We start from the raw sequence: 10,568 nt of genomic DNA on the forward strand, positions 1-10,568 counted from the left end.
CGGTGGACCTCTCGGAGAAAATCGCCCTTCAGTCCCTCGCCGTCAATGGGGCACTGGTGACCATCAAAGTGGGGCTGGCCCTTTTTTCGGGGAGCCTGGCGCTGCGCGCCGATGCCCTCCATTCTGCCACCGACGTTCTTTCCGCCCTGGTGGTGTGGATCGGTATCCGTATCGCCGGCCGTTCCAACCGGAACTTTCCCTATGGGCTGTATAAGGTCGAAAATCTCGTGGCTCTCGGCTCCTCGCTGCTCATCGCTTTGGCCGGTTATGAGATTGTGCGCGAGGTCTTTTCCGGCTCTGCCCAGGCCCTTGTGGAGAATAGCGTCGCCGCCGCCGTCGGCGTCGCCCTGACTATCGCCATCGCCTGGGTCTTTTCCCGTTACGAGCTGAAGATGGCGCGGCAAACGGGCTCGCCGAGCCTGCTCGCCGATGCTCGCCACATCTGGAGCGATATGCTCTCCTCCCTGGTGATCATGGCCGCCCTGCTCGGTTCGGCTTTCGGTATCGGCCTCGATCGTTACGCGGCCCTGGTCGCGGTCTTCTTTATCGGGCGGGCGGCTCTGGGGATCTTCCTCGACTCGGTTCGGGTGCTGCTCGATGCCTCCCTCGACCCCGCCGGGATCGAGGCGATCCGCGAGGTGGTCAACGCCGATCCTCGGGTGGCGCGGATCAACGAACTGCGGGCGCGCAACGCCGGCCGCTACAAATTTGTCGAGCTCGATCTGGCGCTGCGGGTGGAGAGCCTGGAAAAGGGGCATCAGGTGGCGGAGGAACTGAAGCAGCAGATCCGCTCGCGGCTGGAGCATGTCGATCATGTGCAGGTGCACTCCGCGCCGCAACGGAAGGAGACCCTGATCTTGGCCATGCCTTTGGCGGCTGACCGGAGTACGCTGTCCCGGCATTTCGGGGAAGCTCCCTGGTTTCGGTTGGTGACGCTCGACCCCCAAACCGGTGAGATCCGCGCCGACCATTTTCTCCGTAATCCCCATGAGCACCTGGAAAAAGCCAAGGGGATCAAGGTTGCCGGCTGGCTGCTCGAACAGGAGCTCGACATGATCGTGGTTCTTCAGGATCTCGGCGGCAAGGGGCCGGGTTTTGTCCTGGGTAATGCCGAGGTGGCGACCCGCCTGGCGGAGGCGGAGGAGGCCGAAGTGGTCTTGGCCGAGATCCGGCAGGATTGCCTGGAAGGACGGCTGTAGCTCTCTGTTCGCCAGGGCATGGCGTTGGCTCTTTACGAGCGATTGTTGCATTTTTCGTTGCAGGTGTTGCATTTTTGTTGCAGGCAGCTTTCCACCCTTTCTTCATAAAAAATCGAGTTCTTCCGCCTTTCTCCCGGACAAAACTGTTGCGCATGCAACAGATGCCGCCGTCATCAGTTTTCTCTTTATCTCCTTATCTTTTGTAACTATCTGAAATAAATAAAGAAAAATTTTATCGCTGTGCGGGTTGGTTTTGGCACGTCCTGTGGAATAAGGACAGGTATGAACTCGAACGCCGCCCCCGGACAATCTGTGCGTATCGCCGTCCCTGCCTATGGCAGCCGGATTATGCCGCGCTTCGGGCAGGCCCGGGAATTCTTCTTCGCCGAGATCGATCCGGCGACCCGCTCTCTGGATCAGCTGCAACCGCGCGTCTGGGATCTCTACAGCGATCCCCCCTTGGTGCCCTGGCTGGCCCGGGAGGGGGTGGCGGCGGTCGTCTGCGGCGGTATCCATCCCCGTTTCCAACTCGCTCTGGTCGCGGAGGGGATCGAAATCCATTGGGGGTTTCGCGGCGAAGTGGAAGAAGTGCTACGCGGCTGGCTTTCCGGCGGCTGTGAACCCTTGGGGAGTCTGACCCCGGGAAACGAAGAAAACCATCCCTGTCCCGTGCGCCGGTTGGCGCCCAAGCCCTGCCCCTGCCGGGACCAGCAAGGAGAAAAATCATGAAAATTGCCATCACTGCTCAGGGATCGACCCCCGAGAGCCCGGTGGACCAGCGTTTCGGTCGCGCCTACTGGCTGCTCTTTTACGATGAAGCCGCCCAGTCCTGGGAGCCACTGGAAAATTCCGCCGCCCGCAACGCCGTTCAAGGGGCGGGAATCCAGGCGGCCAAGCTCGTCGCCGAGCGGGGCGCCTCGGTGCTGATCACCGGCGTCACTGGCCCCAAGGCCTATCAGTCCCTGCATGCGGCGGGGGTGAAAATCATGCACGGCGCCGTCGGCACCGTGGCGGAGACGTTGCAAGCCTACCGTGACGGCAAGTTGCAGGAAGCCGACGCCGACTCGGCGACCGGCGGTTCCTGATCCGAAGCCCCGGCGCTTGTCCAAAAACAAACTCTACTTAAGCCCTCTTCAGGGCCTCAGCAAAGGAGATCGTCCCATGAGCAATGTCGAAGTCATCGCTATCCCTTCCATGTATCCCGGCGGCCTGGAGGCCAACCGGTCCGGGCATTTCGGGCGCTGCGACGTTTTTACCCTGGTTTCCGTGAATAACGGCGAAGTCCAGTCGGTGCGCACGGTGGCCAACGCCGAGCATTCCGAAGGGGGCTGCCTGGTGCCGGTACAGATTCTTCAGCAGGCCGGTGCGACTTCTCTGGTGGTGGCCGGTATCGGCATGCGGCCGCGCATCGGCTTTGCCCAGGCCGGGATCGAAGTGCTGGTCGGCCCGGGCGACACGGTTGGCGAGGTGATCGCCGCCTATCAGGACAATCAGGTGCGCCCCATCGCCGACAGCGACCTGTGCGGCGGCGGCCACGGACACTGATTGGGGCGGAGTGATAGCCCCGTTTTGCAGGATAAAATCGCGGTTAAAGGAGAGATTGAGAAATGAGTGCTAGTGCATGCGGCGGTGCCGCACAGGCGTCTTGTCCGAGTCAGGATAAACTGACGGCGAACCTCAACGGCATCAAGAACAAGATCGTTGTTCTGTCGGGTAAGGGGGGAGTCGGCAAGAGTACCGTCGCCACTAACCTGGCGGTGGGCCTTTCCCTGGCGGGCTTCAATGTCGGCCTGCTTGATGTGGATGTGCATGGTCCGAGCGTTCCCCATCTGCTCAAGCTCACGGGGGTGGTCCCCGGCTTCGAGGACGGGGTGTTGCAGCCGGTTCCCTGGAGCGACAAGCTGGGGGTCATGTCAGTCGGTTTTCTCGTCGAAAGCCGTAACGATCCGGTGATCTGGCGCGGCCCGCGCAAAACCGGGGTGATCGAACAGTTCATGCGCGAGGTCAACTGGGGAGAGCGGGATTTCCTGGTGGTCGATTGCCCCCCGGGCACCGGGGATGAACCCCTGTCGGTGTTGCAGCGCCTGCAACCGGATGCCAAGGTGGTGGTGGTGACGACGCCGCAGCAGGTGGCGATCGCCGATGTGCGCCGTTCGATCAGCTTCTGTCGGGCGCTGGGGGCGCCGATCGTCGGCCTGGTGGAAAACATGAGCGGCTATGCCTGCCCCCATTGCGGAAAGGTCGAGGAACTTTTCTCCGCCGACGGCGGGGTCGACCTCTGCGCGGAAATGGGCGTGCCCTTTCTCGGTCGGATCCCCATCGATCCGATGCTGATGCGGGATGGCGACCAGGGCAATCCCTTCGTCGCACAGGGGCGGGCCAATCCCACCGCTGAGGCGCTCCAGGCTATCGTCAGCAAGATTTCGGCGTGCGCCAAGGCTTGAGAAATTTGTTATCTATCTGAGATGACAAGGGAATTTTGGCTAAAAAAGAAATTGCACTGGAAAAATCCGGGGAAATGAGGTAGTAGTATCCATCTTACTGGACAGGCGGTTTTCCGCGCACGAACAGGGCGGAAACACAATCCTTTCGGGAGACGGTATCTATGCCCATGAAACATCGCTTCATTTTCCCGGATGTCCGGCGGCGGCGCCGTCGTCGCCGTCAGTCGCTGGTCGCACTGCTGGCGCTGGCGGTTCTGGCTTTTTTCCTGATCCGCGGACCGCAGGAACACGAAACCGCCCTGGTGGTGGATGAGGATGTCGTCGAGACGGCAATCGAGGAGACGGAACCCGAAGCGGCCCCAGCCGAGGAGTCGCCACGGGATCTGGCGTTGGACGGTGTCGTCCAGCCCGGGGAGACCTTCAGTTCCCTCTTGCGGGAATACCTCTCCCCGCAGCAGATCAGTGATCTGGCTGCGCGCAGCCGTAAGGTTTTTCCCCTCTCCCAGTTGCGAGCCGGTCAGCCTTACTCCCTGTCTCTGCAGGATGACAGCCTGGTCAGTTTTGTCTACGACATCGACCGGGAAAATCAGCTCAGCATCCGCTGCGAAGGAGAGGGCTGCGACGTCGACCGGGTGCCCATTCCCTACACGGTGCAGACAGAGACCATTTACGGAACGATCTCCTCCAGCCTTTTTGAGGCGGTGGCCAGCAGCAACGAAAGCGCCGAACTGGCGGTCGCCCTGGCCGACATTTTCGCCTGGGATATCGACTTTATCCGCGACATTCAGGAAGGGGATGCCTTTTCCGCCATGGTGGAAAAGCGCTACCGCGATGGTCAGCCCGCCGGCTATGGGCGGATTCTCGCCGCCGAGTTCAACAATCAGGGGAAGCCCTACCAGGCGATCCTCTTTCAGGATGGGAACAATCCGCCTCAGTATTACACGCCTGACGGCAAAGGGATGCGCAAGGCCTTTCTCAAGGCGCCCCTCAATTTCACCCGGATTTCCTCCGGCTTCACGAAAAAACGCTTTCATCCGGTGCTGCGGGTCTGGCGGCCGCATCTGGCTATCGATTATGCCGCGCCCACCGGTACCCCGGTGCGGACCGTGGCTGACGGCACGGTGATCAAAAAGAGCTATGACCGCTCCAACGGCAACCTGGTGCGTATGCGCCACGCCAATGGCTATGAAACGACCTATATCCACCTGAACAAGTTCGCCAAGGATTTGAAGGTGGGCAAGCGACTCAAACAGGGAGATCTGGTCGGCTATGTCGGCAGCACCGGCATCGCCACCGGGCCCCACCTCGACTTCCGCATGTTCAAGAACGGACGACCGATCAACCCGGCGACGGTCAAGTCGACCACCGCCGATCCGGTTTCGAAGGGGAATCTCGTCGCCTTCCAGGCCGAGGCGGTGCGCTTGCTCTCCGAACTGGAAGGCGGCAATATCCAGCAGGCCCGGGTCGAAACCGCCGAGAACGAGAAAAAACTGACGCCCTGATCGCAGGGTCCGGGCAAGAAGGAGACCTCATGTACACGGCTAAGGTCATGGATCATTTCGCCAACCCCCGGAATGTGGGGATCATCGAGGATGCCAATGTGGTGGTCCAAGTCGGCGATCCCGGTTGCGGGGACGGTCTGCTGATTTTCCTCAAGATCGAGGATGACCGTATCAGCGACATGAAGTACAAGATCTATGGCTGCGGCGCCGCCATCGCCACCTCGTCGATGGCGAGCGAGATGGCCATCGGCAAGAGTCTCGATGAGGTGCTGGTCGAGGTGACCGAAGAAAATATCGCCGCCGCCCTTGACGGCCTGCCGGACGAGAAGATGCACTGCTCCAATCTGGCTGCCAGCGCCCTGCGCGCCGCCATCGCCCAATACAAAGACATTCAGCGAAAAAAAGCGGCCGCCGCCGGTTAACTCCGACAACAGCCGCTTTGCCTTGTTCCTCAGACCCTTCTCTTTGCCTGGAGAAGGGTTTTTTGCATCTCAGTTGGCAAAGATGGCGCGCAGGTCTTCCTTGATCTCCCGGGGGGTGATGCCGAAGGTTTCGCTCCAGTTTTTGGGATCGCAGACGTTCCCTTCGAGGAGCATGGTCAGCTGCCCCGAGGTGATGGGGAAGCGCGGCACCCCTTCGAGGAGGTTGACCAGGGGTTTGACCAGGCACAGGGGCTGATGCAGTTTGAGCACCGTGCCCTTGCCGAGGGCGGCGCCGAAGGCGTCGAGCAGCTCGTCGTAGGTCAGGCTGGTGGGACCGCAGCAGCAGTAGGTTTGACCGATGCTCTCCGGCTTCGTCAGAGCGGCGACGAAGCCCGCCGCCACATCCTCCACCGCCACCGGGCTCATGCGGTACCGGCCGTCGCCGAAGACCGGAACGACCGGTAGCTTGCGCACCAGGTCGGAGAGCATGTGCACGAATTCCCCCTTGGCGCCGAAGATCAGGGACGGCCGGAAGATGGTCCAGTCGAGCCCCGATGCGCGCACCAACTCTTCGCCCCGCCACTTGCTCTGATGATAGGGGGTGGCGGCATTTTCCCGGGTGCCGTTGGCGCTCATCTGCAGATAGCGGCGCACGCCCTGATTTTTCGCGGCTTCAAGGAGGTTGCGCGTCGTCTCGACGTGCAGCTTCTCGAAAGTGACGCCCTTCGCCGGAATTTCGCGGATGATGCCGACCAGCTGGATGGCCGCTTCGCAGCCGGTCAGGGCGCCGGCGAGGGACGCAGGATCGACGGCGTCCCCCCGGCAAATATCGAGTTGAGGATGGATCGGCAGCTTGTTTTCGCTGCCGGCGCGGACCAGGGCGCGAACCTCGTGACCCGCCGCGAGGAGCTGTTTCAGCACTTCCTGACCGACAAAGCCGGTGCCGCCGGTGACAAAGACCTTCATGGAAACCTCCTTGACGTATTCTCTGCATTGATTGGGTCAAAATCGCGACATAAATGTGGGGGGACAATAGAAAGACTAAATTAGTGAATAGGCGGGAATGCTCGGGCGTGCTCGGGAATGGCCGGGATTCTGCTTTTATTTTCGGGCGGTTATCTTCGTGCGGCGCTTTGGGCCTGGCGGGCGGCGGCGGACATTCAAAACACTAAAAAACGGCGCTTCGGCAATTTTCGGACAATAGAAACACTAAATCGCACGGCACCCTTCAAGACCCTTCAAAAAGCCTTCAAACGCCAAAAACAGAGCATGAGCGGCCGCCCTTCACCGGGCCTCTTTCGCCTCTGTTATTTGGCTGTCTATCCAAGAAACTATCTCTTTTTTCACTTCATTCGGGGCTATGGCTCTGAAAAAACAAAATCGTTGGTCGATTTCATCGAAAATTTCCCAGTATTTAACGTTTTTTTCAGAGTCAGAGTTAAGGTCTTTGTGTTTTGTGTCGACAAGATTTCTTATTTTGTTGGCAATATCATAATCATGCAAAGCAAATGAAGGCTTATAAAATTCACTGATTATTGAAGCGATAACGAAATGGTTCCAGCTATTACCGGACTTCACATGATCGTGGAACTTGGCGTATATCAGACCTCTATTTTTTGAAGGTATATCTTTATAATGATCTGATTCTAAATAGTGGTCAATTATCTGTGTATTGACTAAAAACGATTTATTTAATTCGTTTTGTTCAATAGATTGAGCTTGAAAATCCCGCCTTTCCATTTCCCCAGCCCCGCACACAAGCCAGGCGGGGTTAACCCAAGGATAAACATCTAATATTTTTGCAAGGTTATCGGCATCAGGAACGCTGTCGCCTCGCTCCCATCTCCCTATCGTGTTCTTGTGAAAACCAAGCTTCTCGGCGAATTCACCTTGAAGAAGGTCCCCGCGTAAAATTCTGATCCTTTCCCCAATCCTCATCAAAACACCCGTTCTGGTGTCGCAGTTCTCTTGCCGGAACTGCGACATATTCGATTTTTGTAATATTGAATTGACGCAGTTCTGTATATATCCAGTATTTTTGAAGATTTTTTCTTAAAACAGCCAAACATGTTAGTTATTAAAAAATTCAAAAACTACGTCACTGGTTTTTTATGTTGACGATAAACACATGATCCTGTATTTAATTTAACAAGACAAACAGATTTCCCACCTTCGTCCCACAGAAAGGGCCGGTCGAATGTTCACTACTCGCCCCCCCAGAAATCCCGAATTAAGAAACGTCTGGATCATGGCCAATCTTCGGGCGCGTGGTTCCTCTTATGCGGCTATCGCCAAAGAGCTGGGGATCTCCCGGAATGCTGTTTCCATGGCCGCGAAAAAGCCCGCTCTTTCCGTCCGTTGTTGTGCCGCCATTGCCGAGAAGCTTGGGCTTCGTCCTCGCGATATTTGGCCAGAGCGGTTTTCCGCTGTTCAGGATTCTAACCTAACAAGTCGGGCTAAACAATGACAAAGGGCCGGAAAAGAATTGTCAACGATGCCGGGCAGCTTGGTCTTTTCGACCTTCTCAAGCAAGAGCAGGCCGAACGGATCGCCGCCCAGCCGGGCCGGTTGTCTATCTCTTCCCGCTTCATGGCGACGATACGCCAGGCCATGAAGAAGGCCGCCAAGAGCCGGGACGCGATAGCCGATGAAATGACCCACCTTGCCGGGCAGACCGTCACGGTCAACATGCTGAACAGTTGGACGGCGGAAAGCCACCCCCACCGGATGCCCGCCGAACTACTTCCGGCATTCTGCGCCGCCGTGGACAATACCGACCCGATACGGATTTTGGCCGAGACCGTCGGGATTTACACCCTCCCGGGCGTCGATGCCTTACGCGCCGAAGTTCAGAGGATTCGGGAAGAAGAACAGAAGTTGGCCGCCGAACGCAAGCGGCGTGAACTCTTTCTGAAGGAGCTGGGGCAATGAAGACCCATTACAACGCCGCCCTTCACCCCGAAACTCATGTGCTCCCCGCCTGTCGCGTCGGTACGATCGGCACCACGAAGCCGCGCCCCGCTTATCACGGCACAACCGCCCGCGAGAAAGTCACTTGCAAGGCCTGCATGTTGGCCCTGGGGGGCCGGAAATGACGTTGTTTCTTGCCACGGTTCAAGAAATCGCGGCCGGGCTTGGCGAAAAGCCAAGGACCGTTCAGCGATGGGCCAAGAAATCAAATTGGCCGCCTACCGGCGAAACCGTTCAGGGCGGGGGGTTCAGGTACAACGTGGACGAACTCCCCTTGAGCGACCAGGAGAAGACCAGAATCCGCGCCCATTTGCTGCTTTGTGTCCGCCCGGGCTCGACCGTTTCCACCCCCGAGGCCGCCGCGCCTGAAGCGCCCGCCGCTCCCTCGGCGGAATCCCGACTGACCGACGAAGACCGGGAAGCCCTTCATGCCTATGCCGCACAGAAGAGCACGAAGAACAGGGAGGGCGCGGCCCGGAAGGCGGAAGCGGTTCGCGCCGTGGAAACTCTCATGGCCCGGGGAACCGGGATAACGGCAGCCTGTAATGAAGTGGGCGCGAAGATTGGAAAAGGCGGGGACAGGGTGAGAGTCTGGTTTGAAAAAACCCGAGGCGTTGACCCTGGCGATTGGGTGGCAATCCTCGTTGACGCCCGAGGCGGGAACCGCCCGAAAAAGGACCCCAGCCCGGAAGTCTATGACTATATCAAGGCCGATTGGTTGCGGATCGAGCGGCCCACCTTCCAAGCCGTCTATGAACGGGCGGAACGAGCCGCCAAGGCCCACGGCTGGGAACTTCCCAGCTTGAAAACGATCAAGCGCAAGCTCGAAAACGAAATCCCCCACGCTCTTATCGTACTGAAGCGCCAAGGCGAAGACGCCTATAAGAAATGCTACCCGGCCCAAGAGCGAGACAAGACCGTTTTTCGGGCTCTCGAAGCGGTCAACGGCGACGGCTACACCTTCTTTAAATATGTCCGGTTCGAGTCCGGCGAGGTGTGCCGCCCTACCGCCTGGGTATGGCAAGACATTTATTCAGGGAAGATTCTAGCTTGGCGTCTCGACGTTTCAGAGAACAAGGACCAAATCCGACTTTCTATTGGCGACCTGATAGAACGCTACGGAATCCCTAGTTATTTTCTTCTAGATAACACCCGGGCCGCCGCAAACAAGGACGTTACGGGCGGAGTAAAAAACCGCTATCGCTTCAAAATATCGCCTGATGAGCCCCTGGGGCTGATTCCCCAACTAGGGGCGGCCGTTCATTGGGCCACGCCAGGCCATGGGCAAGCGAAACCTGTTGAACGATGTTTCGGTACTGGCGGACTTGGCGAGCATATCGACAAGCACCCGGCTTTTTCGGGGCGTGGAACCCAGGCCAATCCTATTCCCGTGGAAGAATTCGATGCGCTTATGGCGGCGGGAATCGCCGCGTACAACGCCCGCCCGGGCCGCCGTTCTAAGGTCTGCAACGGCAAGAGCTTTGACGAGGTTTTTGCCGAGTCTTACGCCAAGGGGCCAATCAGGAAGGCGACCCGGGAACAGCGGGCCTTGTGGCTGCTGGCTCCCGAACCTGTCACGGCCAACGCCAAAGACGGATCAATCAAGATCATGGGGAACCGCTACTGGTGCGACGAGTTGACCCGCTACAAGGGGAAAAAGCTGGTGGCGCGGTTCGACCCGGCCAACATGCACAAGGGCGCGATTGTCTACCAGTTGGACGGGCGGCGAATAGGGGAGGCGGAATGTATCCTCCCGGCCGGATTCAACGACCGGAACGCGTCCCGCGAACGCGCCAAGCAGGATAAACGGCGGAAAAAGCACTTGCGCGGAATCGAAAAGGCCGAAATACGGATGACGGCTATAGAGGCTTCGGAACTTCTACCGCAGGAAACCCCACCGGCCGCGCCGCCGTCGTCAAAAATTGTCGAGGGGATGTTTGGCAAGAAGGAGAAGAGCGCCGAAACCGACCCGGCAAGCGCCCACAATTTCGAGGAAATAGCGGAAGCGATGTATCTGCACAGCCTGAAAAA

The 10,568-nt window shown here is 58.6% G+C and carries 13 protein-coding genes; 11 read left to right on the forward strand and 2 right to left on the reverse strand.

The annotated features are described in order from the left end of the window. Positions 1-2 precede the first annotated feature (2 nt). The 7 genes from BQ4888_RS15605 (at position 3) to BQ4888_RS15635 (ending at position 5,567) form a co-directional block, all read left to right on the forward strand. Entirely contained in the window at positions 3-1,199 is a 1,197-nt protein-coding gene (locus BQ4888_RS15605; protein ID WP_092058331.1) for a cation diffusion facilitator family transporter, read from the forward strand. 282 nt (positions 1,200-1,481) lie between these two features. Next, positions 1,482-1,928: a NifB/NifX family molybdenum-iron cluster-binding protein gene (locus BQ4888_RS15610; protein WP_092058333.1), complete on the forward strand. Its 447-nt coding sequence runs from the start codon at positions 1,482-1,484 to the stop codon at positions 1,926-1,928. After that, positions 1,925-2,284, forward strand: coding sequence for a NifB/NifX family molybdenum-iron cluster-binding protein (locus tag BQ4888_RS15615; protein ID WP_092058336.1), 360 nt, complete (start codon positions 1,925-1,927; stop codon positions 2,282-2,284). Before BQ4888_RS15610 ends, BQ4888_RS15615 begins: the two co-directional genes overlap by 4 nt. A 76-nt stretch (positions 2,285-2,360) precedes the next feature. After that, entirely contained in the window at positions 2,361-2,744 is a 384-nt protein-coding gene (locus tag BQ4888_RS15620) for a NifB/NifX family molybdenum-iron cluster-binding protein (protein ID WP_092058338.1), read from the forward strand. 62 nt (positions 2,745-2,806) lie between these two features. Beyond that, on the forward strand, positions 2,807-3,643 hold the full coding sequence (locus tag BQ4888_RS15625) for an Mrp/NBP35 family ATP-binding protein (protein WP_092058340.1): 837 nt from the start codon (positions 2,807-2,809) through the stop codon (positions 3,641-3,643). Positions 3,644-3,804: 161 nt separating this feature from the next. Beyond that, complete coding sequence (locus BQ4888_RS15630; protein ID WP_092058343.1) at positions 3,805-5,145, forward strand: M23 family metallopeptidase; 1,341 nt, start codon at positions 3,805-3,807, stop codon at positions 5,143-5,145. A gap of 29 nt (positions 5,146-5,174) precedes the next feature. Next, complete coding sequence (locus BQ4888_RS15635) at positions 5,175-5,567, forward strand: iron-sulfur cluster assembly scaffold protein (protein ID WP_092058345.1); 393 nt, start codon at positions 5,175-5,177, stop codon at positions 5,565-5,567. Positions 5,568-5,636: 69 nt separating this feature from the next. Here BQ4888_RS15635 and BQ4888_RS15640 read toward each other — a convergent pair whose 3' ends face one another. Both BQ4888_RS15640 and BQ4888_RS15645 read right to left on the reverse strand, forming a co-directional pair. Further along, positions 5,637-6,533 carry an SDR family oxidoreductase gene (locus BQ4888_RS15640; protein WP_092058347.1) on the reverse strand — a complete coding sequence of 299 codons (897 nt, stop codon included), beginning with the start codon at positions 6,531-6,533 and terminating at the stop codon, positions 5,637-5,639. 318 nt (positions 6,534-6,851) lie between these two features. Then, positions 6,852-7,505, reverse strand: a complete 654-nt coding sequence (locus BQ4888_RS15645) for a helix-turn-helix domain-containing protein (protein ID WP_170232903.1) — start codon at positions 7,503-7,505, stop codon at positions 6,852-6,854. Between the two features lie 310 nt (positions 7,506-7,815). On the opposite strand from BQ4888_RS15645, the gene BQ4888_RS18015 reads away from it, so the two are divergent. The 4 genes from BQ4888_RS18015 to BQ4888_RS15660 form a co-directional block, all read left to right on the forward strand. Continuing rightward, positions 7,816-8,034: a helix-turn-helix domain-containing protein gene (locus tag BQ4888_RS18015; RefSeq protein WP_092058374.1), complete on the forward strand. Its 219-nt coding sequence runs from the start codon at positions 7,816-7,818 to the stop codon at positions 8,032-8,034. Beyond that, positions 8,031-8,498 (forward strand): hypothetical protein, encoded by a 468-nt coding sequence (locus BQ4888_RS15655; protein WP_092058351.1) that lies wholly within the window; start codon positions 8,031-8,033, stop codon positions 8,496-8,498. The genes BQ4888_RS18015 and BQ4888_RS15655 overlap by 4 nt, the downstream gene beginning before the upstream one ends. After that, positions 8,495-8,662 (forward strand): hypothetical protein, encoded by a 168-nt coding sequence (locus BQ4888_RS17630; protein WP_170232904.1) that lies wholly within the window; start codon positions 8,495-8,497, stop codon positions 8,660-8,662. The genes BQ4888_RS15655 and BQ4888_RS17630 overlap by 4 nt, the downstream gene beginning before the upstream one ends. Before the next feature lie 134 nt (positions 8,663-8,796). After that, a partial coding sequence (locus BQ4888_RS15660; RefSeq protein ID WP_240746366.1) for a transposase domain-containing protein occupies positions 8,797-10,568 on the forward strand: 1,772 nt, incomplete at its 3' end.

Origin of the sequence: Desulfuromonas acetexigens (assembly GCF_900111775.1) — a bacterium.
In the GTDB taxonomy this organism is placed as follows: Bacteria; Desulfobacterota; Desulfuromonadia; order Desulfuromonadales; family Trichloromonadaceae; genus Trichloromonas; species Trichloromonas acetexigens.